Origin of the sequence: Thermalbibacter longus, assembly GCF_023806485.1 — a bacterium.
Taxonomy (GTDB): domain Bacteria; phylum Chloroflexota; class Chloroflexia; order Thermomicrobiales; family Thermomicrobiaceae; genus Thermalbibacter; species Thermalbibacter longus.
Genome location: NZ_JAMSLR010000002.1, coordinates 14031 through 35649 on the forward strand (window position 1 = coordinate 14031; position 21619 = coordinate 35649).

14 protein-coding genes are annotated in these 21619 nt (G+C 64.5%); 3 read left to right on the top strand and 11 right to left on the bottom strand.

Features of this window, described 5'->3' with window-relative positions; genetic code table 11:
* Positions 1-126: 126 nt before the first annotated feature.
* The 4 genes from NET02_RS03195 to NET02_RS03210 all read right to left on the bottom strand — a co-directional run bounded on the left by NET02_RS03195 (position 127) and on the right by NET02_RS03210 (position 5720).
* Positions 127-1764, bottom strand: coding sequence for an FAD-dependent oxidoreductase (locus NET02_RS03195; protein ID WP_284055928.1), 1638 nt, complete (start codon positions 1762-1764; stop codon positions 127-129).
* Between the two features lie 72 nt (positions 1765-1836).
* Complete coding sequence (locus tag NET02_RS03200; protein ID WP_284055929.1) at positions 1837-3141, bottom strand: glycosyltransferase family 4 protein; 1305 nt, start codon at positions 3139-3141, stop codon at positions 1837-1839.
* Positions 3142-3203: 62 nt separating this feature from the next.
* Positions 3204-4886 carry an MFS transporter gene (locus tag NET02_RS03205; protein ID WP_284055930.1) on the bottom strand — a complete coding sequence of 561 codons (1683 nt, stop codon included), beginning with the start codon at positions 4884-4886 and terminating at the stop codon, positions 3204-3206.
* A 183-nt stretch (positions 4887-5069) separates the two neighbouring features.
* Positions 5070-5720, bottom strand: coding sequence for a PadR family transcriptional regulator (locus tag NET02_RS03210; RefSeq protein WP_284055931.1), 651 nt, complete (start codon positions 5718-5720; stop codon positions 5070-5072).
* A gap of 380 nt (positions 5721-6100) precedes the next feature.
* Here NET02_RS03210 and NET02_RS03215 point away from each other — a divergent pair, with 380 nt between their 5' ends.
* Positions 6101-6856, top strand: a complete 756-nt coding sequence (locus tag NET02_RS03215; protein WP_284055932.1) for an SDR family NAD(P)-dependent oxidoreductase — start codon at positions 6101-6103, stop codon at positions 6854-6856.
* A gap of 1209 nt (positions 6857-8065) precedes the next feature.
* Here the strand turns inward: NET02_RS03215 and NET02_RS03220 are convergent.
* The 7 genes from NET02_RS03220 to NET02_RS03250 form a co-directional block, all read right to left on the bottom strand.
* The gene (locus NET02_RS03220; protein WP_347710993.1) at positions 8066-8605 is read right to left on the bottom strand and encodes a GNAT family N-acetyltransferase; all 540 of its coding nucleotides are present in this window, start codon (positions 8603-8605) and stop codon (positions 8066-8068) included.
* 3 nt (positions 8606-8608) lie between these two features.
* Entirely contained in the window at positions 8609-9841 is a 1233-nt protein-coding gene (locus NET02_RS03225) for an MFS transporter (protein WP_284055933.1), read from the bottom strand.
* Between the two features lie 35 nt (positions 9842-9876).
* Positions 9877-11313: a radical SAM protein gene (locus tag NET02_RS03230; protein WP_284055934.1), complete on the bottom strand. Its 1437-nt coding sequence runs from the start codon at positions 11311-11313 to the stop codon at positions 9877-9879.
* A 230-nt stretch (positions 11314-11543) separates the two neighbouring features.
* Positions 11544-11852, bottom strand: coding sequence for a hypothetical protein (locus NET02_RS03235; RefSeq protein ID WP_284055935.1), 309 nt, complete (start codon positions 11850-11852; stop codon positions 11544-11546).
* A 10-nt stretch (positions 11853-11862) separates the two neighbouring features.
* Positions 11863-12195, bottom strand: a complete 333-nt coding sequence (locus NET02_RS03240) for a hypothetical protein (RefSeq protein WP_284055936.1) — start codon at positions 12193-12195, stop codon at positions 11863-11865.
* Positions 12196-12675: 480 nt separating this feature from the next.
* Complete coding sequence (locus NET02_RS03245; RefSeq protein ID WP_284055937.1) at positions 12676-17181, bottom strand: LAGLIDADG family homing endonuclease; 4506 nt, start codon at positions 17179-17181, stop codon at positions 12676-12678.
* A gap of 582 nt (positions 17182-17763) precedes the next feature.
* Positions 17764-19665 carry a CocE/NonD family hydrolase gene (locus tag NET02_RS03250; RefSeq protein ID WP_284055938.1) on the bottom strand — a complete coding sequence of 634 codons (1902 nt, stop codon included), beginning with the start codon at positions 19663-19665 and terminating at the stop codon, positions 17764-17766.
* Between the two features lie 193 nt (positions 19666-19858).
* Between NET02_RS03250 and NET02_RS03255 the strand changes: the two genes are divergently transcribed.
* On the top strand, positions 19859-21013 hold the full coding sequence (locus NET02_RS03255) for a M24 family metallopeptidase (protein ID WP_284055939.1): 1155 nt from the start codon (positions 19859-19861) through the stop codon (positions 21011-21013).
* 24 nt (positions 21014-21037) lie between these two features.
* Complete coding sequence (locus NET02_RS03260) at positions 21038-21607, top strand: peroxiredoxin (protein WP_284055940.1); 570 nt, start codon at positions 21038-21040, stop codon at positions 21605-21607.
* Positions 21608-21619 lie beyond the last annotated feature (12 nt).

Below are 21619 nucleotides of genomic sequence, written 5' to 3' on the forward strand. Positions count from 1 at the left end.
TGAGCCGAGCGGCCGGTCTCGCTCGCCAGCGAGGCAATCACCCCCGGGGCGCGCCCCGGGGGTGATCCTGTCGGAAGATGCGGTGTGCGCGCTGCCTCGCCCCGCGGCCGGATCCTCGCTCGGCGTCTAGGACGCTCGGCCCAGTACGCGCGACAGCGCGCGTTCGAGTTCTCGCTCGGGTTCCTCTGCCCCAGCCTCGTTGCGCCAGGCCACGAAGCCGTCGGGGCGAACCAGCAGCGCGCCGTCCGGTCCGATGCCGTGCGCGGCTGTTCCGTCGGCGCCGCCGAGCTCTACGCCGAAACGATAGGCATCGAGCGCGATCCCGACGCGCGCTGCGATTCGCTCTGCCGCCGTCATCCACGCTGCTCCTGCCGGGCCGGCGAGGAGAACGAATCGCCGCCCGTACAGGTCGAGCGAGGAGATCTCTCTCCCATCTCTCCAAACTGAGAGGTGTGGTGCGCGGGTACCTGGCTGGCCGGACAGCTCCCGCGGGCGCACTGGGGTGTCATCGTCAGGCGCGCCGGCAACGGCCGCCGAGCGGTAGCGGTAGCCCATCGCTACGGCCGCGTAGTCGAGCAGCGGCATCTCGGCGCCTGGCCCCATCCGGGCGCCGAACCGGGCCAGGGCTTGCTGCATGGTGAGGAGCCCTACTGGGCGCCGCTCCACCTCGTAGGTATCGAGCAGCGCTGGGCTGGCCTGTCCGCGCAGCACCATGGCCAGCTTCCAGGCCAGGTTGTGCGCGTCTTGCACGCCCGCGTTCCCGCCGAACCCACCGGTGGGCGGGACGAGGTGGGCCGAGTCGCCAGCCAGGAAGATCCGCCCCACGCGGTATCGCCGTGCCACCTGCGCGCCGATGGCAAAGCCCAGTACCTTCCGGTCGGTACCCGGGATCTGCGGAAACAGGGTTACCTTCAGATCGGTCAGCCCCACGGCTTCCCGGACTAACGCGGCGACCCGCTCATCGGTGAAGGTCTCGACCGGCTGGCGTGCCGGGTCGTAGCCGGTGCCGAAGATCCAGCGCTGTCCCGCGTCATCGTGCGCCATCAGGAGCGTGTATGGCTGCGGCCGCTCGAGGTAGGCGATGCTGACGCGTCTCCCCCGCAGGGCCGGGGTAAGATCTGCCTCGATCATCGCCGTGATCGCATGAAAGAGGAGACCAGGGCCATCGAGCTCGATCTCGAGCTGCTGCCGGATACCGCTACTGGCGCCATCGGCGGCGATGAGGTAATCTGCCCGCAGCGCGTGTTCAGCTCCAGTACGGCGATCCCAGAGTAGAGCGGTGACCCCGCCGTCGTCCTGCTCGAACGAGACCAGCTCGGTGGCGAAGCGGATGTCTGCCCCGAGTTCCCGCGCTCGCTCTCGCAGCAGCATCTCCAGCCTGTCCTGGTCGATGGCGCCGAACGCGCACGGGCTCGCGCTCTCCGTCTCGTCGACTTCGCCTCGCTCCACGGCGGGCAGGTACGTCTCGCTGGCCAGCGTCTCGGCGCGCACGGCGATCCATTCGAACTGCTCGTTGCTCGCATAGCTCGCCGCCCTGATCGCCGGCTCGAGGCCAACCTGGCGGTACAGCTCGACCGTGCGCGGGGTGAGACCGCGCAGGCGCGGGTGGATGAGCAGGTCGGGGTGGCGCTCGACGACGACGCAGGGCACGCCGTGCCAGGCCAGGAACACGGCACTGGAGAGACCCGTCAGCGCGCCGCCCACGATCAGTACCGGGGTGTACTCCGTGATTGTGGTTGTCTCCATCTTCGGAAGGCCGTTCATCTCGTCATTCTCCCTGTTCGACAGGCCAGATCACCGGACGGTGACCTGGCGCTCCCGTATCCCAGCGGAGTCTTAGGCGACCGAACCAGCCGCCCAGGTCACGGTCTCCTCCTGGCGACGGATCGCGATCGCCCTGGCCACGACGGCTTCGATCCTCGGCGTGATCACGCGCCAGTCGTATCGCTCCCGCACAGTCTCGAGACCCTGCGTGGCCAGGCGGCAAGCCAGCTTGCGGTCGACCAGGACACGCCGCATGACCGCCGCCAGGGCAGGCGCATTGCCCGGCGGAGCCAGCAGCCCGTTCACGCCGTCGGTCAGCACCTCGGCGTAACCGGGTATCCGCGAGGCGACCACCAGGACGCCGGCTGACAGCCCCTCGAGCAGCACCTTGCCCTGGCTCTCGCCGCCTAGCGACGGTACGGCCAGAACCCAAGCGCGCCCGAGGGCCGCCCGCTTCTCCGCCTCGCTCACCGGGCCGAGAAAGGCGACACGACCGGCGAGGCCCAGCCGTTCCACCTGCGCGCGGTACGGTGCCCAGGCGATCTCGTCCCCGGCGCCAGCCACCTCGAGCCGCGCCCGCGGCACGAGCCGGGCGAGGTGAGCGAAGGCGTCGAGCAGCACGGCCAGCCCCTTGCGTGGCTCCGGTCGGCCCAGGAACAGGACGGTCGGATCGGGCGCGAGCGGCGCCTCTCTGGCGGCGGAGAAGGCATCGACATCGACCCCATTCGGCACGATCTCGGCCGGCAGCTCGAGGTACGAGCGCGCGAACTCGGCCGCCGCGGGCGACACCGCCGCCAGGGCATGCAGGCGATCGAGCCCTGGAGTGAGCAGATCCCTAAGCAGCCACAGCGGCACCTGCCGGCGGCGCAGCATGGCCACGAGATCGAGATGCCCCCGTCGTGCCGAGACGTCGAGCCACGGTGGCGGGCCCTGCTCGCTGAACGCGTGGACGACGCCCACATTGGCGCTCGTCGATCGGCTCAGGAGAGCCTGGCCGAGCGGCAGCACCGGCTCGTGCACGATCAACGCATCGTAGCGTTCCCGAGCCAGCAGCCGGTCGATGGCCTGATCGGACTCTGGCCCCGTTGGCACGACGATTCGACTGATCGAGCCGTTGAGCGGCACCGAGACGACCCAGCTCGGGATCGGCCGGATCATGGGATCAGCACTCCCCTCGCCGTCATCGCCGGTCACCAGGTGGACGGTGTGCCCTCGCGCCCGAAGCCGGGCTGCCATCGCGATCGCGGTGTCGGCCACGCCCCCAGCATGACGCCGGTCGTAGGGCAACACGATCGCCAGTCGCCAGGGACCGCGCGCGACTCCGGCTACGGGGTCAGTCATGTCCGGCCCGCGCAGGCGCGGCAGCTCAGAGAGCATCGCTGTGCTCCTCTCCGATTCCTTGCCGGTCATCGGCTCGTCTATCGAACCGTGCCGCATCGTCACCTTTCACCTCCCGTTCTCTCCGGGCGCGTCGGTCCGCCGCTGGACGGAACCCCGGCTCGAGCATCCTGTCCAGAGCCTGTGCTCGGAGCTGCTGTCACCGGTTCAGTCTCTACCAGAGGCTTCTCCTGACGGATCGCGAGACAACTCCCCGCCGCCAGCAGCACCACCACGATCGGCAGCAGAAGGGCCAGATGCATGGCGTCCACGAAGCTGTGCCGGAACACCTCGACGGCGAGCTGCTGGATCTCGGCCGGGAACGGCACGCCTGGCGCGCTCAGTCCGGCCTCCACGTGCAGCCCGCCGCTGGCTGCGCCCGCGACGGCGTCGAGGAACTGCTCGCGAAGCTCCCCGGGCAACTCGCCGGACCTCCGGAGAGCCTGCTCGCGCAGGGCAGTTGCCAAGCGGTGCTGCAGTAGTGCTCCCACGACAGCTCCAGCGATGACTCCGCCGATCTCCTGGATGGTTTCGATCACTCCAGCCGCCGTGCCGGCGACTCGAGGCTCGATCTGGCGCATGGCGATGCTGAACAGTGGCGCCCAGACGCATCCGAGGCCGGTGCCCATGAGGAGTAGTGCGGGGAGCAGATCCCAGCGCGCGGTGCTGGCCCGTGCCATCATGTCCAGATAGGCCATGCCGGAGGCGAAGAGGGTGAGCCCGGCGAGCAGAATGTGCTTGCCCCCGAGCCGATCAGCCAGCGAGCCGGCGGGGCCGGCGACGACCGTCATCACCAGCGCCTGTGGGAGAACGGTCAGGCCGGCATCGAATGCATCCAGGCCCAGCACTGATTGCAGGTAGATCGTGAATGGGAGGAAGAGTCCCAGCATGGCGAAGCCCATCGCTGCGGCGATCCCCGTCGTCAGCGCGTAGTTGCGGTGCCTGAACAGCTCGAAGGGGAGTAGCGGCTCGCCGTCCTGTCGCCGGTACTGGACGAGGAGAAAGAGTGCCAGCACGAGAATGCCCAGCCCAATGACGTGAGGGATGGCGATGACCGAGACGATCGTCCCCCAGCGATAGCGCTCGCCCTCGATCAAGCCGAAAGTGAGCGCCAGCAAGCCGGCCGTCGCCAGTAGCACGCCGAAGAGGTCGAGCCGGTGCCGCTGCCCAGGCCGGAGGTCCGGCACCACGAGCGTGACGAGCGCGAGCGAAATCGCTCCCACCGGCACGTTGACGAGGAAGATCGCCGGCCACCCGAACGTGTCGACCAGAGCGCCTCCCAAAATCGGCCCGGCTGCCACTGCCAGGCCACCGAGAATCCCCGGAATGGCGAAGGCGGCGCCCCGGCGCTCCGGCGGGAAGAGGCGAGTGATGATCGCCATCGGCTGGGGCGACATCAACGCGCCGCCGACGCCTTGCAGGGACCGGGCTGCGATGAGCTGGACGGGATCGCGTGCCAGGCCACAGAGTGCCGAAGCGAGGGTGAAGAGCGCCATGCCGGCGAGGAACAGCCGCTTGGGGCCGGCGATGTCGCCAAGCCGGCCCGCTGTGATCAGCAGGGCCGCGTATACGAGAACGTAGGCGTTCACGATCCACACGATCTCGTCGAGCGAGGCGTCCAGGCCGGCACCGATCGCCGGAATCGCGATGTTGACGATGGTGGTGTCCAGCAGGGCCATGAAGAGGCCCAGGCACAGGACGGCCAGCACCGCCCAGGGATTCGTTCGCAGATCATGAGGTGACATCAGGTCGAACCTCCGCTCCGTGCCCTTGTGCGCGCGAGCTCGGGCAACCTCCGGCGGAGCGGTTCGACCTGCTATCCTTAGAAGTGCGCGCCTCGGACAACTGGTCTCGCTCCGCGGGATCGGTTGCTCTGGGCATCAGGCCTCCGGCTCCGGGTGCGGCAACACCTGGCCGGAGGTCGTCGCTTACCTCAGCTCATCTCGTCCTCCTTCCCTTGACCGTTCGACCGCGACCGGTTCGGTCCACGAGTGAAAGAGCTCCCACAGATGCAACCCCTCGATCGTCCCCGCTTCGATCTCCTTCACCAGTGCGTGGACCCAGGCCACCTCGGTCTCCAGCAGTGCCAGCTCGTACTCGTGTTCGATAAGGAACAGCCGGGGAACGCCCAGGGCGCGGCCTTGGGCCAGACCGCCGCGCACCCGCGAGATCCGGTCCTCGAGGAGCTGGATCCGTTCCTTGAGCAAGCTCAGCGCTTCCGACGGTGGGAGCGCCGCCAGAAACGAGAGCCCGGCCATGAACCGGGGATACTCCTTCTCCGGCACCCGCACCAGCTCGCGTAGCCAGTCGAGGAACTCGACCCGCCCGGCCTCGGTGATGGCGTAGACGGTTCGTTCCGGACGGCGGCCGGCGCGCTCCGTTTCCCGGGGCACGATCAGGCCGGCTCGCTCCAGCGCCTCGACGACCGAGTAGAGGGAGCTGTACCGTAGCTTGACCGACTCGTGCTTGCCGCGCTCGCGCATGGTGGTCACCATCTCGTACGGGTGCATCGGGCGCTCGTAGAGGAGCGCCAGTACGGCGAGCGCGAGCGGGTTGGGGACGGTTCGCTTCGTTGCCATCTCGACCCTCACACTAGTCGATCTCGTTTAGTCGATATCGACTATACAGTCTCCGTCCCCCGCTGTCAAGCCGCGGACGAGTTGGCGAGTGCGGAACTCTAGCCTGGTCTATTGTTCCGGCTTGGCGCTGTGTCTCGGAGCCTGGCGAGCTCTTGGGGCACTGTGGCACGGCTCGCTGGGTCTAGCTGTGGCGCGGCACCTCCGGTAGGATGTGCTCCCAGAGCATGGGGAGAACGTCGTAGTGGGCGTTTGCACGAGTTCGGGCTTGTCATCGTGATGGCACCCGTCCTCGAGCGCTTTATCGCCCGCGGGCTACTGGGCGCGGTGCGCGGCTGAGCCAGAAGGCGCGGCCGTCGTCGCAGGGAACGAAGGGAGGGCAGATGCCTGAGCTAGCCGGGCGGATTGCGATCGTGACCGGCGCGGGGTCGGGGATCGGGCGGGCGATCGCGCACCGCTTCGCCGGGGCTGGCGCGGCCGTCGTCGCCGCCGACCTGAACCTCGCCGCAGCGGAGGAGACCGCGACCAAGTTCTCCGAGCAGATCGTGCCGCATCAGGTCGACGTCACAGACGAGCCCAGCGTCCAGCGGCTCGTGCAGGCGACGCTGGAGCGCTTCGGGCAGATCGACATCCTCGTCAACAACGCGGGGATCGGCACGACGAAGGACATCGTCGAGACCGACCTGGAGGAGTGGGAGCGCGTCTTCGCGGTCAACGTGCGCGGGGTCTTCCTCTGCTGCAAGCACGCGCTCCCCAGCATGCTGGCGCGCCGGCACGGCGTCATCGTCAACATGGGCTCGGTGGCTGGACTCATCGGACTTCCCCAGCGGGCCGCCTACTGTGCGAGCAAGGGAGCGGTCGTTACCCTGACCAAGCAGATCGCCGTGGCCTACGTCAAGCAGGGCATCCGCTGCAACTGCATCTGCCCGGGAACCGTGGACACGCCCTGGGTGGAGCGACTCGTTGCCCAAGTGCCCGACCCGGAGGCCGCCCGGCGCGCCCTCGAAGCCCGCCAGCCGATGGGCCGGCTGGTCCTGCCGGAGGAGGTGGCCGCTGCCGCGCTCTACCTGGCCTCCGACGATGCCGCCGCCATCACCGGCTCGATCCTGGTCATCGACGGCGGATGGATGGCCCAGTGAGCTGGAGTGAGCGCGCCAGGAGCACTGTGCCTCGTTTCGCTGGCAGGGGCCATACTGTGTCCTCCCTCGGTGCGCCGCGGGAACAGTGTCCCCGGGCACCACAGATCCGAGGATGTCACGCGGAGCGACCTGGAGGAGAAACAGCCTCGGCCCGGCGGGAAGACGCCCGCCGGGCCGGCCGGTTCACAGGCGTTCCGGCTACGAGCAGCCGAGGCTGTTGCCGCAGTTGAGGCAACTGAGACGTGCTGCGGATGGCGTCGCTTAGGGTATCTGATAGGCCCCTTCGTACGCGGGATTCGCTTCCCCAGGTGCTGCCGGTTTCTGCTTGTGTCCGCATGCGATTGCGGTCAGGATTGCGGTCAGCGTGCCACGTTAGGCGGACGGGCATGCCGTCGTCTTCTGCGTTCGCGAGCCCGGGCGCCTTGGCGGCGGTCGTCGGCTGGCGGGTGCAAGAGAAGGCGCGTGCCTGGAAGATCCTCATGTCGCTGAACTGACCGTCAGGCCGCGAGCGAGTGCGAGGCTGGCCCCGGACAGCCCAGGGCCAGCCTCGTATACCGTTTCGATGGGCTCGCGCTGTCAAGCAGAATCTGCGACCATCCGAAAGGATTATCAGGATGCAGAGCGACCGCAGCACGATTGGGAGCCTGTCGTGCCATCCCGTGGGGCAGGCTCTTGAGCTAGACGACGGCAGGGCCATTGCGGAGATCGAGGGGATTATGGCGAACCGGAACGCGGGCGCATTTCTCAAGGGGTGTGTTGTCGGTGCCGGTATATCGATGATGGCGTTCGTATCGATTGCTGTAGCCGCCCTGTGGTGTACCAGAGTGCCGGTTCGATCTGACTTCATTGGCTCTCGATGGCGGCTTGCGTGGAGGGAGAGCTGCACGAGCTGGGCTGTACATGGCGGCGTGCCTAGTCGAATCGTTTGGTTATGAGCTGCACTACCTTGGTGCGAACACGCCCGTAGCCGACGTCGTGAACACCGTCTGACGCTGGCGGCCAGCGCTCGTGCTGTTGGCCGCGGTCTATCCGAAGCATGTGCCAGCAAAGGGGGCGGACAGCGCGTGCGTTGGACGCCTTGCCAGATGCGGTGCGGCCGCGGTGGGTGATGCTGGGGGCAAGGCCGCGCTAGAGCGGCGAGCGTGGTTGGCCCACATGCCGGTGATTCCCCTCGATCACCGGCCGCACAGCGTGGAGGAGTTGCAAGGGTTACTTCGCGGTAAGTAAGGATGAGGGCGCCGTGATTCCCAAAAGCATTACGTCATACCACTGTCCATTTTTCCATACTGCTTCCTTCTTAACCCCTTCTCTTGTGAAGCCAACCTTCTCAAGGCAATGAATCGCAGCCACGTTACCGGATAGCACCAAGGCTTCGATACGATGAAGGCCAAGATCCGAGAACGCATATTCTATTATTATTCTGGACACCTCTTGGCCAATTCCCCGTCCCCGCATTTGACGATCCCCTATTATTAGACCGTACTGAGCAGAACGATTCTTCCAGTCAATGCCTTGGAGGATAGCTTCACCAATAGGTGAGATAGAATCGAGTGGAACTATTGCAAACATCCGTATTCGAGGATCAGCGCGGGCGGCAACAATTTGCTCTTCAATCTCCTCAACAGTCAGTGGCCGCGGGTCACCGAAGACAGCCCATTGCGCTACGTCTTCATCAAGCAACCACTCCCGTACTTTTGACGCCATGTGTCGTTCCATTGGGAGAAGCATTAGACGCTGGCTTTTAAGCATTCTCTATGCCCTTCTAAGCGTTCTTGAGCACAGCGCAATGATCCCGAGCATCGTCATCACAGATCCCATTCCGGCAATGCTCGCCTTAGGACCAAAAGATTCGGCAAGTCCACCACCCAAGAGTATGCCGATAGGTCTAATAACAAAGGTAAGCGACTGACGGAGGGCTGTGACCCGACCAAGCAGAGTAATTGGCACGTCGCGTTGATACAGTGTTCGTGCAAAGATTGTTGTGGCAATCGTCCCTGCACCTGCCAAAAAGGATCCGAATAAAGCGCTAGCGAACACTGGAGAAAAACCGAATAGGACATTGCCTAGCCCAAGCAGTATGATGCTAATCCCCAGCAGCGAGCCTACACGCCGGCTTCTTCCGAATACTGACAGTAGTCCACTCATTGTAAGGACGCCAACGGCAAATGCTGATGAAGAAAGCCCCGCTGCGGCTGAGCCAAGTGCGAAGTCTTGCTTCACTGCAAGAGGCACGAGAAAGCCAAGGGGGGCAAGTGTCAGGCTGACCACTGCTGTCAGAAATGTTAGCACGAGTAGATGCGGGGTATGTCCAAGGAACACCAGAGCTTCTTTGAGGCTATGGTGGGCTCTAGTACCCCGAGTCTCAACATTTGCTACCTCAATGCACAGGAGCGACAACAGGAGTACACCAAACGTTATGGCATTGACCCAAAAGAGCAATCCGATTGCCTGTGCCGCAATATAGCCGGCAAAGGCAGGTGAGAGAATACCAACTACGGCACGGATCGTTTCAAGCCTGCCATTCGCCCGGGAAAGACCATCCGGTGATACGAGCTCCCTCAGCAGGACTTGCTGCAAGAGCAGGTATGGCTGGTCGAGGGAGGCGACAGCAAAGGCAATGGCGTAGAGAGCCACAAGAGAGACTCGATCAAGCAACATCGCGCTACCACTTATTAGAACGATAAGTATATACACAATGACAGTGGTGATCATGAGCTTCTTATGATTGAGTATATCAACCAATATGCCTGCGCACGGAGCAGTGATAGCACTGGTTACTGCCATGATGAGTGAAACAAACGATACCGCCACAGCTGAATCTGTATAGGTCACAGCCCACCAAGTTAGAGCAAAAGGGAGAAGTTGATCGCCAAAGTAGGAAATCCCTTGCCCGATCCAAAATGCTCGAAGACCCCGGGAGGATCCGGAGTCTTCATTCAAATCACCGTGATTAAGTTTCGGTGGTGCGTCCGAACGAGAGCACATAGGCTGCCAATGAATATCCCAATCCGTTCAGTAGGCTACAGGCGAGATAATGTTGGTATCACTTCGGTTCTAACAAGCGCTCCTGGGATCTCGCGAATATCGATGCCCCTAAAGGGATTAGAGGGGGATGCCAGCGATCGGAGCTCCTGCAATTGCTCTGATCCTTCCCAGATCTGCTGCAGCGAAGTAGTGGTCACATGGCCAACAGTATGAAACCTCGGACACCAATGACGAAGCTTGGCTGAGACGTAGACAGCTCCGGTTGGATCAATCCGAAGAGTCCGATCCGCCTTATTGGTTATGTACACTTGATCGCGAACAGGGTTCGAGGCAGGAACCACATCAATTAGCTTGTGCCAAAGCGCATCTGCCGGCATGACCAGCCCAATTCTAACTGCCTCGACGAACTGTCGGACAGCGCAATCCCATTCATCCGGAGAGAGCACTAGATGCCATAGGCGTGACCCTCTTCCGACCGGATACATTGGACCAACATAGTACTGCCCGTCAAACTGGCTAACAAGCTCAGCTATTTCCCTAACCGTATTAAAATTTCCCTTGTGAACAGTTGTGCCCACACCAATCGGTATCCCCAAAGAGCTAAGCAATCCAAGCTGCTTTACGGTGATCTGCCAAGCCCCTCGTCCTCGCGATGCGTCGGCCACCTCGGGTGTTGCACCGTCTAGGCTGGTTTGAATCGCCGCTAAATGCTGTATTGCTTGCAGTCTCTCAAGATCTGTTGTCTTCAAGATACTTAAATCCGAGTTAATATACATTATGATACGCTTCTTGTCCGCATATGTCAGGATCTCCCATATATCATTCCTTGCAAAAGGATCTCCGCCTGTTAACTCCACAGCAATAACACCATTTCGCTCTATCTCGTCAAACACGGTAAACCATTGCTCCGTCGATAACTCCACCTGACAAGGGATTTTGGGATTCGGACCAGACTCGTACGCGCAGTATATACAGTTCCGGTAACATTTGTTCGTTATCTCGAGTTCCAGACCAAAGGGGGATTGATAAACCATATTGGGATCCACTGATACTCTCATTGAGTAGATAGTGGCATTTGACTTTTGCTGTGACTCAGTAGCCGGCACTAAAACACCAACAGCGAAAAGTTCTTGCAGAAACGCTCCAAGATCACCGGGGGTTATTGCTATCCCATCGTGTTGGATTTCAGTGGATAGTCGAACAAGAGTTTTTGGATAGACAAGCCTTTCAAGAATTGTTGTAGCTTCAGCGGTGAGGAAGTAGACTAACGTCCGATATTGGACGATTCCGAAAGATCTCTCTCGCCGAAGGCGAACATCGTCGCTAAGCAAAACAGGCGTATCTGTGCTAAACTGATTGGCTCTTCGCGACAAGAAAAGCTTATTCCTGTTAGGTGGTGCTGGGGTTAGTGTATCCCATCCAGCTCTAAGCCAAAGGTGATCATCGGTCACATCCCACCATCGCTTGACCATAGACCCCCCTTGCCTTTTATCGGTTCCTTGGGCCAATGTCATTCTACAACGTTGTGGTTAGTCTGTCAACCCCTATGGCGGGCAGCGTAACGGCGAAGGAGAATCGCCCTAGCATCGACGCTATGGCTGGTGATCGGTCACATGGATCCTGACCTGGCCCAGTGAGGCGGGGAGCCAAGGGGCAGGCGCCTAAGCGTCCGGATCCCATCCGATGAAGAACCCCACCAGTGCTATCCCGCTTGGTTGACCATCTCCTCGACCTGACCGCGCAGGCGCTCCGATGGTACCGGCGAGAAGACCGTCGGGGCGTCGTGCCACGGGCTTTCCGGCTCCGCCATCCCGTCCGGAGTGAGGACAAACCGCCAGGGATGCAGCCTGCCCGCATGGTACTGCGGATCCCAGGACAGAGGGGCGAGGAACAGAAGGTACGTCTGCCCAGCCTCCATCGGGATGTGCGGAAAGGTCTCACGCGCCTGCTGTATGGTCTGCTCGCTGACCGGCATCCGGTTCACATTGATGAACCCCTCGCTCTGCACCACGTGCAGAATGTCACCTCCGGTGCCTGAGGTAGCGCTCGACGGCAACATCGTAGACCTGGCCGAGAATGAAGGTTTCTGGGTCAGGTTCACGCGGGTTGCCCGGCTTCCTGGCCATGTTGACGATCTCCCCGGGACCGATGACCCGGCCGACGACGATCACCGGCGACTGGGCGATGAGCTCGTCCAGCGTGCGCGCGGTCATGTAGCTGGCCTGCGCTGCCCCCTGTTCTCCACCGGTGGGTGACGGTCCAGTACGCTGTGCCGTGCAGCTCGTAAGGGCGGCAAGCCCTACGAGCACGAGGGATAATACTGACAGGCGGATGAAGGCCCTCTGGGAAACCACCTGGATCTCCTTCCTCAGTATACTACCAGTATACCTGGTTAACAAGATCAATATCTAGTTGTTGCGGTGTATAGTAGATTTCTGAATCTGGATTATTACCAAGCAGAGCAATACCCGAATCGGCAATATGGCCAAGACTCCATCCGTGCCCTAGCTCATGACCAGTTACTGACCTTCGATGATTTGAAGAGTAGCCATAGAGTGCATCGTAGTAGGTATTACCCATGACGTCGTACGCAGTGGTCGTTGTGCCGCTGCAGTATGGGACAGCGAATCCAGCAAGGCCGTCATTCTCGCCCCAATAGGTATTGATGTGTACATCGCCGTAGCTGTCGAAGTAGTAGAATAGACAAGTAGGCGTATTATTCCAATCTTGCAGAGACTGCTCAAATATTGTGGTCAAACACGAGCCCGGTGCCGCAGTCGGGCACCGGGCTTCGTTTGTGCTCCGCGTCTCGAGGGCGGGGTTCGATCTCCCGATCAACTGCAGCCGAGGCTGTTGCCGCAGTTGAGGCACTTGTAGCACGAACCGTTGCGCACCGTGATGTGGCCGCAGACATCGCAGAACGGCGCGTCGCCCATGAGCTGCGAGAGCTGCTCGCTCAGCGCGTCGGCTGGGCGTGGCCCGCGCTGGCCGGCGGCCTGGGTCGGCCCCTGGACCACGGTGACCAGCTCCTCGGCCTCCTGGCGCTGGCCGTTCTGGTAGTGCGCGCCGTTCTGCGGCGAACCGGCGGCTGGTGGCTTGGTCTCGCCTGCGCGCTGCTCCGGCGCCGGGGCTACGCTCCCGCCACGCGGCGGTACCTCGTCGGCATCGCCGCCGTGGATCGGTGGCTGCACCTGCACGAAGTCGGTGCGGCCCAGGTACTCGTAGCCCAGCACGCGGAAGATGTAGTCCACGATCGAGGTCGCCATCTTGATGTACGGGTGCCCCTCGACCAGCCCCTGCGGCTCGAAGCGCTGGAAGGTGAAGGTGTCGACGAACTCCTCCAGCGGCACGCCGTACTGCAAGCCCTTGGAGATGGCGATCGCGAAGCAGTTCATCAGGCTGCGGAAGGCGGCGCCCTCCTTGTGCATGTCGACGAAGATCTCGCCCAGCGTGCCGTCCTCGTACTCGCCGGTCCGCAGGTAGATCTTGTGGCCGGCTACCCGCCCCTCGTAGGTGATGCCGCGTCGCTTCGGCGGCAGCGGCCGTCGCCGCGGGCGCTCGACGATCACGACCTGCTTCTCCGGCTGGGCCTCCGGCTCCTTCTCTTCGGCCTTCTTCTCGGCCCGTGTCGAGAGCGGCTGCGAGAGCTTGGAGCCGTCGCGGTAGATCGCCAACGCCTTCAGCCCGAGTCGCCAGGACTCCAGGTAGGCGTCGGCCACGTCCTGCACCGTCACCTCGTTCGGCATGTTGATGGTCTTGGAGATGGCGCCGGACAGGAACGGCTGCACGGCCGCCATCATCCGGATGTGGCCGAGGTGATGGATGAAGCGCGTGCCGTGCTTGCCGCACTTGTTGGCGCAGTCGAACACCGGCAGGTGCTCGGGCTTCAGGTGCGGCGTTCCCTCGACGGTCTGCCGGCCGCAGATCACATCGTTGGCCTCCTCGATCTGCTGCCGGGTGAAGCCCAGCTCGCGCAGCAGGTCGAAGTCCGGCCGCGTCCACTGCTCCGGCGCGAACCCCAATCGCCGCATCGTCTCCTCGCCCAGCGTCCAGGGGCTGAAGGCGAAAGAGAGCTCGAAGACCGACGGCAGCGCCTGCTCGATCCGGGTCAGATCGTTATCGGTGAATCCGCGCTGGCGCAGCGACTCGCGGTTGATGTGCGGCGCGCCCTCGAGCGAGAGGGTGCCGAGCACGTAGCGGAGGATGTCCTCGATCTGCTCCGGCGAGTAGCCCAGGCGCCGCAGCGCCGGGGCGATCGAGCGGTTGGCGATCTTGAAGTAGCCGCCACCGGCCAGCTTCTTGAACTTGACCAGCGCGAAGTCCGGCTCGACGCCGGTGGTGTCGCAGTCCATCAGCAGGCCGATGGTCCCGGTCGGCGCCAGCAGCGTGACCTGGGCGTTGCGGTAGCCGTGGCGCTCGCCGAGCTCGAGCGCGCGATCCCAGGCCTGCCGGGCGGCCTGCACCAGGTACGGCGGGCAGTGCGCCGGGTTCAAACCGACCGGCGGGGTGTGCAGCCCTTCGTACTCGGCCGGGTGGGCGTTGTAGGCGGCCCGGCGATGGTTGCGGATCACTCGCAGCATGTGCTCGCGGTTGGGCGCGAAGCCGGGGAAGGGGCCCAGCGCCTCGGCCATCTCGGCTGAGGTGGCGTAGGCCTCCCCGGTCATGATGGCGGTGATGGCGGCGGCGATCGCCCGGGCCTCGTCGGAGTCGTAGGGCAGGCCCATGGTCATCAGGAGCGAGCCCAAGTTGGCGTAGCCGAGCCCCAGGGTGCGGAACTCGTAGCTCTTCCAGGCGATGGCGTCGCTGGGGTACTGGGCCATCAGCACGCTGATCTCGAGCACAACCGTCCAGAGCCGGACGGCGTGCCGGAAGGTCTCGACGTTGAAGACGCCCGTCTCCGGGTCGTAGAACTTCATGAGATTCAGGGAAGCCAAATTGCAGGCAGTGTCATCGAGGAACATATACTCAGAACACTGCGCAATATAAACCCCGTTGGCCCAGACTGCATGATCATGTGGCTCGGTCAGATTGTAGGTCAGCTCCTCGCCGTCCTCTTCGACCCGTACGACGTGCACCGGCCGGTCGGCCGCCTTGCTCATTCGCCGGCTGCCCAGAAGGCTCCGAAGCCGCTCCTGCTTGTAGCGGACAGAAAACCCAATATCAGTGCTGAAGCGCTCGAGATCCTGGGGATGTACCCGGAGACGATAGCAGGCTCGAGAGGTATATCCCCCAAACCCTTCCTTCTCGGCACCGCGCATCTCACCAATCGAGGAACGAATGCCGAAGAGCTGGAGGAGGAGCTGGATGTCTTCGAGCAACCCTCTGGCCGCACTCGCTGCGGAAACCTCGCACTCTCCCATTTCACCGCGACCGTAGCATGTACCGTCAGCGCCGAAGTAGCCGCGCAGAAAAGCGGCAACGATCTCCTTCGGTGCCGTGAAGAGAGAATTAGGCACTCGCTTATCGTGCGCGCGCGCTGTCTTGACTCCAAGGGCGGCGAAGAAGCGACCAACTGCTCGTCGGGAGATACGGAGTTGCCGGCAGCCGTTCCCAACACGCGTATCACTCACCGCAATGCCGAAGAGCGTCTCAAGCCATCGCTTATGTCGTTCGGCCGTCTCCTCCCGCTCATCTTCATGCGTGCCGTAGACCAGTACGGTGACGCCGGTCGAGTCGATGCAGCCATCGCCGATTAGGTGGCCGAGAATCTCGGCCAACTCGGGTGACCATCGCGTGGGCATGGCCGGAAGGCTTCGCTCGCCCAACTGGCGGTCAATGCGGATCGGGAGCTCCCAGATGCCCTCGTACTCAACGGGAAAGTCATGAATGAGCACCTCGTCGCCGTCGACCAGCTCCGCAGCGGGCTTACGGGTTCCATCGCGAAGGATCCACGTATGATTTGGCGTTGTACGGAGTCTTCGCCCATCTGATAGGGTTACCTTGAGAATCGGATTGACGCCGGTCAACATAAGCTGGCTGGGACGTGACGGGCTACCATCACGCCGCAAGACGCGGATGAAGCGCCCCTCGATCCCTTCACCGACGAGCTCGTCGATGCGCATCAACCCGTGTTCGGTCAGAATGCGCGTATCGCCCGTGAAGCACGGGTTGGAGGCATTGATGCGGCCAGAGGCCGGGCAGGTGTGCCAGTCGTTGATCGTCGTGTCGAACTGGATGCCCGGGTCGGCGCACTGCCAGGCCGCCTCGGCGATCAGGTCCCACAGGTAACGGGCCTTGACTGTCTTGGAGACGCGGCCATCGGTGCGCCAGCGCAGGTGCCAGTCCCCGTCGTTGAGCACGGCCTGGATGAACTCGTCGGTGACCCGCACCGAGTTGTTGGAGTTCTGGCCGGAGACCGTGGCGTAGGCCTCGCCGTTGAAGTCGGCCGGGTAGCCAGCGGCGATCAGCGCCGCGACCTTCTTCTCCTCCTCGGCCTTCCAGCGGATGAACTTCTCGATGTCCGGGTGGTCGATATCGACCACGACCATCTTAGCTGCCCGGCGCGTGGTGCCGCCGCTCTTAATGGCGCCGGCCGCCCGGTCGAAGACCTTCAGGAAGCTCATCAAGCCGGAGGAGGTGCCGCCGCCGGAGAGCGGCTCGCCCTCAGCCCGGATCTTGGAGAAGTTGGTGCCGGAGCCGGAGCCGTACTTGAAGACGCGCGCCTCGCGCATCACCAGGTCGAAGATTCCGCCGGGGTTGACCAGGTCGTCCTCGACCGACTGGATGAAGCAGGCGTGCGGGGTGGGGCGGGAGTAGGCGTCGGTGGACTTCTTCAGCTCGCCAGTGTCGGGGTCGACGTAGGCGTGGCCCTGGGCGGGGCCGGTGATGCCGTAGGCCCAGTACAGCCCGGTGTTGAACCACTGGGGCGAGTTGGGCGCGGCCATCTGGTGGAGGAGCATGTAGGTCAGTTCGTCCTCGAACGCCTGGGCGTCCTCCGGCGTGGCGAAGTAGCCGTAGCGCTCGCCCCAGTCGCGCCAGCAGCCCACCAGCCGCCGGACGACCTGGCGCACGCTGCGCTCGGGGCCGAGCACCGGCTGCCCGTGCTCGTCGAGGATCGAGTTGCCCTGCTCGTCGTACTGCGGGACGCCGGCCTTGCGGAAGTACTTCGAGACGACGATATCGGTCGCGACCTGTGACCAGGGCTCGGGCACCTCGGCGTCGGTCATCTCGAAGACGACCGAGCCGTCCGGGTTGGTGATCCGGGAGGTGCGCCGCGTCCAGGGGATCGTCTCGTAGGGGTTCTGACCCGCCCGGGTGAACACCCGGGCGATCCGGAGCCCTCCCGGCCGTCTGGCGGTGCTGGCTGTCTCACTCTTGGTCGCCTTGGCTCGCTGCGCCATGACTCTCGTTCCCCCACACTGACCGAAACAGATGTCCTCCGCTGTTGCGCCGGCGGCATCTCGCCGGTTCCAGGATGCCCGCTGGACCAGAGGACCCGACTATCCACCGGCTCGGCCTCGATCGGGTGATCTTCGGGATTCCGGTCTCGCTGCGGGCAGGGGTGGCCCGAACGCCGAATTCGGCGAGGTATGACCCCGCGACCACGATATCTTGGGCCGAGGCGCCTTCGTGACCCAAGATCTAGTGTAGTCGCTGTTCGCACCCGTGTCTAGATTTGTCAGAAAGGCACACTCGTCGACTCGAAGCCCGCGCCTGCCGCCGTCTCTTGGAACACCTGAGCTATACGTACAGCCCGAGCCTAGTGTAGCGGAGTGCTGTGCTCCTGGCAAGCCCTGCGTACGGACGCTCCGAGCTATCTGTCCTGGTCATCTGTTTGGCCATCAGGGCGCGCTCGGCACACCGCGCGGGGTGCCGCGATGGCGCAATGCCTCGTCCACATCGCTGGAGCAACCCTTCGATCTCCCCAGGATGGCCCTCGTGACGGAATGAGGGGTCCACGCAGCGAGATCCCCTCGCACTCGTCAGCGCGGGACGAGTGGCAGCAGCAGGTGCGAGGGGTGGGCGCGATCGTGGTGGATCGTGTTGATGGCCACCTGCGTGCGCGTGTGCTGGCCCAGCGGCTCGCCGGTGTTCGGGTTGACGTCGAAGCGCGGGAAGTTGCTGCTCGAGATATCGACCCGGATGCGGTGGCCGGCCCCGAAGAGGTTGCTGGTCGGGTAGAGCGGGATCTCGATCCGGTAGACTCGCCCCGGCTCCAACGCCTGTGGTCGATCCCAGCCCGCGTGGTAGCGCAGGCGGAAAATGCTGTCCGAGAGGTTCAGCGCGTAGCCCTCCGGGTAGTCCGGGTTGGGTGGGTAGACGTCGACTAGCTTGACCGTGATGTCGGTGTCCGGTGCCGAGGAGGAGACCCAGAGCACCGCCGTGATCGGCCCGGTGACCTCGACGGGCTCGGCGAGCGGCTCTGTCTGGAACACCAGCACGTCGGGCCGGCTGGCGAGCGGCAGGTACGGCGGCCGGGCACCGAAGACGGCCGGGCTCGTGCGCTGGTCCTGCCCGCCGACGGCCACGATGCTGGCCCATCGCTCCTCTAACCGCACGCGGGCTGCGATCTCCGGAGGCACCGGGTAGAAGTCGGCCAGGGAGGAGATGTTGCCGCCGATCGTCGGTACTGGGTCAGTCGGGTCGAAGCGGAAGCTGGTCGACGCCTCGTCGACCTCCGGCGGGCGGGTCGACAGCCCACCACCGGGTTGCAGGTAGAAGGGGGTGTCGACCGCGCGGGCGAGCGGCCACTCGCGCTCCTCCCGCCAGGCCCCACCGTGGTAGAGCCGGCCCTGCGGCGTGCGGTGGCCGTCCCCGCCACCCATGACGAAGATCCGGAGCGGCGGCTCCTCGGCCATGCCGGTGTCCAGGCCTTTGAGCCACCAGTCGAAGAACCGGAGGTGGTGGTCGTAGACGTCTTCCGCTAGGTTGCCGGCGATCGAGGCGGCCGGGCCGAGCTCGATGTCGCCGGCGTAGGTGAGGTCGGGGGTCTCGGTGCCGTGCGTCCAGGGGCCGACGATGGCCCGCACCGGCCCGCGCTTGCGGCGTGAGAAGGCGACGAAGTTCTCGAGCGTCGAGCGGGTGTAGGAGTCGTACCAGCCGCCGCAGAAGAGCATCGGCACGTCGGCATGACGGTCGACGTGGGCGAGGAAGTTGAAGCCGGGCTGCTCCCAGTACTCGTCGTAGTCGCCGCGCGTCCAGATGTCGAACATCCAGCGCTCGTACGCGGGTACCAAGCTGAGCGGGCTGAGTCCGGTCCGGAGCGGCAGCCGGCCTAGCCAATCGCGGAAGCGGGTCGAGGTCAGCGCCGCCTGGATCGTCGGGTCGGCCATTGCCTCGGGGCTGGTGGCCGCACCCATGAAAGCCCAAGCCATAAAGCGCAGCTCGAAGGCGCCGTTGTGCCGCACCGAGCTGTGGTAGGCGCTAGCCCCGCCCTGGTTGACGTACATGGCCGCCAACCCGGGCGGATTCAGGCAGGCGAGCGCGTTCTGCACCCAGGCCAGGTAGGAGGTGCCCAGCGTGCCGACCTTGCCGTTGCACCAGGGCTGCTGGGTCAGCCAGACGACGGTGTCGTAGCCGTCCTCCGGCTCCTGCACCAGGAACGTAAAGCTGCCCTCGGAGCGGTAGCGGCCACGGCAGTCCTGGATCGCCACTGCGTAGCCGCGCCGGGCGAAGTATTCGCCCATCTTCACCGCCGTCTCCTGCCCACGCTTGTCGTACGGCGTGCGGATCAGGAGTGTCGGGAAGGGCCCTGGCAGGGCGACCCCGCCCTGGGCCGGGAAATAGACATCGGTCGCCAGCCGCACGCCGTCGCGCATCGGAACCATCAGGTCGAGCGCCACGACCACGCCGTGCTCCGGTCGCGAGCTCGCTCGGTGTGCCATCGCCTGCTCCCCTCCCGTGGCTCTGCCGCTCACAGCCGCATTCTCGCACGGCTGACAGGCCCAGGCACGGGGTCGGCTGAACGAGCACCGGCTACGGGCGCTACTACACAGAACCGTCCGGTGGTGTGTCGCGCGGGCTATCCGTCATATACTGCGGAAGCGCGGAGGAGAGCGCTTGCGAGAGGAGACCGCGATGGACTTCCGGCGACGGATCGACGCGCTCCAGGCGCGGATGGAGCAGGCCGGCGTAGACCTGGTCTGCCTGACCCGCGGAGCCAACCTCTTCTACCTGACCGGCATCCGCCGGCCGCTCGAGCACGGCACCGACCATAACGCCTACGGGGATTGGGCCAGCATCGCGCTGGTCGGCCGGCGAGACGGCGTCGTGGTGCTGGCCCCGCGCATGGGTGGCAGTTTCTACAGCGAGGAGGCGCAGGGAAAGCCCTGGGTGCGCGAGGTGCGACTGATCCTCGAGTCCGAAGACCCAGCAGCGGTGCTGCGGAGCGCCGTGCAGGCTGTCGCCGGCTCTCCTCGACGCGTGGCGCTCGATGAGCGGCTCTGGGCTCGGACCGCCCTGGAGCTGCGCCAGTTCCTGCCGGAGGCCACGTTCTCGCTGGCGTCCGACCTGATGGCGCCGCTGCGGATGATCAAAGACGAGGAGGAGATCGCCGCCATGCGCCGGGCAGCCGCGCTGGCCGACCAGGTCTTCGAGGCGGTTGCCCGGCAGCTCGTCCCCGGGGTGACCGAGCTGGAGGTCGCGCTGGAGATCGAGCGGCAGTTCGCTCTCCTCGGCGCCGAGTACACCTCGTTCGAGACCGGCGTGTTCTTCATCGGTGGCGGTGAGCCGGGCCGCGAGGGCACGACGCGCTCCAGCACCGGGCGCCGGCTGCGGCATGGCGACTCGGTGATGTTCGACTTCGGCTGCGTGCTCGACGGCTACTGTTCCGACTTCGGCCGCTGCGCCTTCGTCGGCGAGCCGCCGGAGGAGTACCGCCGGGTCCACGCGCTGGTGCTCCAGGCCCAGGCCGAGGCGATGAGCGCGATGCGGGCTGGCCAGGTCACGGCGGCGGAGGTGAACGCCATCGCCCGCCGCGTGATCGAGGAGGCCGGCTACGGCGAGGGATTCACCCACCGGCTCGGACACGGGATCGGGGTGACCGTCCACGAGCCGCCATACCTCGACGTCGTCGACCAGACGGTGCTCCAGGCGAACATGACCTTCACCGTGGAGCCGAGCGTCGTGGTACCCGGTCGCTTCGGCAACCGGGTCGAGGACGTGGTGCTGGTGACCGAGCGAGGCGGGCAGTCGCTGAATCGAGCTCCGCATAACCTTGTCATCGTCGGCTGAGCGGAGAGGAGCGGAGGCGCTGCGATGGCGCGAGCAGGCAACCTGTACGAGCTTCCAGAGCATCTCCCGGTTCCCGAGGACGACGGCGCCTGTGATCACCTGCCGGGGTTGCGGGTTCCGTCTATTCCCCTGCCGTCGACCGCTGGTGGGATCGTCGACCTATCGACGCTGCTGGGGACGACGGTCGTCTACTGCTATCCCCGCACCGGGCGGCCTGGCGAGCCGCTGCCGGCCGGCTGGGACGAGATCCCTGGCGCCCGTGGCTGCACGGCGCAGTCCTGCGCCTTTCGTGACCACTATCAAGAGCTTCAGGCGCTCGGCGCGCGAGTCTTCGGCCTCAGCATGCAGGACACCGACTACCAGCGCGAAGCGGTCGAACGCCTGCGCCTTCCCTTCGAGCTCCTGAGCGACGCCGATCTGCGCTTCGCTCAGGCGCTACGCTTGCCGACGTTCACGGTCGAGGGTATGCGGCTGATCAAGCGCCTGACGCTGGTCATCGAGGATGGGCAGATCGTGAAGGTGTTCTACCCGGTCTTCCCCCCGCAGCGGAACCCAGAGGACGTCATCGCCTGGCTGTCAGGGCGCCAGGCGTGAGAGTCCGGTTCG

What these genes read in the sequence shown, in the direction of transcription:
- NET02_RS03245 (WP_284055937.1), bottom strand. Translation starts at nt 17,181, where the DNA reads ATGGCGCAGCGAGCCAAGGCGACCAAGAGTGAGACAGCCAGCACCGCC.
- NET02_RS03250 (WP_284055938.1), bottom strand. Translation starts at nt 19,665, where the DNA reads ATGGCACACCGAGCGAGCTCGCGACCGGAGCACGGCGTGGTCGTGGCG.
- NET02_RS03215 (WP_284055932.1), top strand. Translation starts at nt 6,101, where the DNA reads ATGCCTGAGCTAGCCGGGCGGATTGCGATCGTGACCGGCGCGGGGTCG.
- NET02_RS03200 (WP_284055929.1), bottom strand. Translation starts at nt 3,141, where the DNA reads ATGCTCTCTGAGCTGCCGCGCCTGCGCGGGCCGGACATGACTGACCCC.
- NET02_RS03225 (WP_284055933.1), bottom strand. Translation starts at nt 9,841, where the DNA reads ATGTGCTCTCGTTCGGACGCACCACCGAAACTTAATCACGGTGATTTG.
- NET02_RS03230 (WP_284055934.1), bottom strand. Translation starts at nt 11,313, where the DNA reads ATGGTCAAGCGATGGTGGGATGTGACCGATGATCACCTTTGGCTTAGA.
- NET02_RS03210 (WP_284055931.1), bottom strand. Translation starts at nt 5,720, where the DNA reads ATGGCAACGAAGCGAACCGTCCCCAACCCGCTCGCGCTCGCCGTACTG.
- NET02_RS03260 (WP_284055940.1), top strand. Translation starts at nt 21,038, where the DNA reads ATGGCGCGAGCAGGCAACCTGTACGAGCTTCCAGAGCATCTCCCGGTT.
- NET02_RS03195 (WP_284055928.1), bottom strand. Translation starts at nt 1,764, where the DNA reads ATGAACGGCCTTCCGAAGATGGAGACAACCACAATCACGGAGTACACC.
- NET02_RS03255 (WP_284055939.1), top strand. Translation starts at nt 19,859, where the DNA reads ATGGACTTCCGGCGACGGATCGACGCGCTCCAGGCGCGGATGGAGCAG.
- NET02_RS03205 (WP_284055930.1), bottom strand. Translation starts at nt 4,886, where the DNA reads ATGTCACCTCATGATCTGCGAACGAATCCCTGGGCGGTGCTGGCCGTC.
- NET02_RS03220 (WP_347710993.1), bottom strand. Translation starts at nt 8,605, where the DNA reads ATGCTTAAAAGCCAGCGTCTAATGCTTCTCCCAATGGAACGACACATG.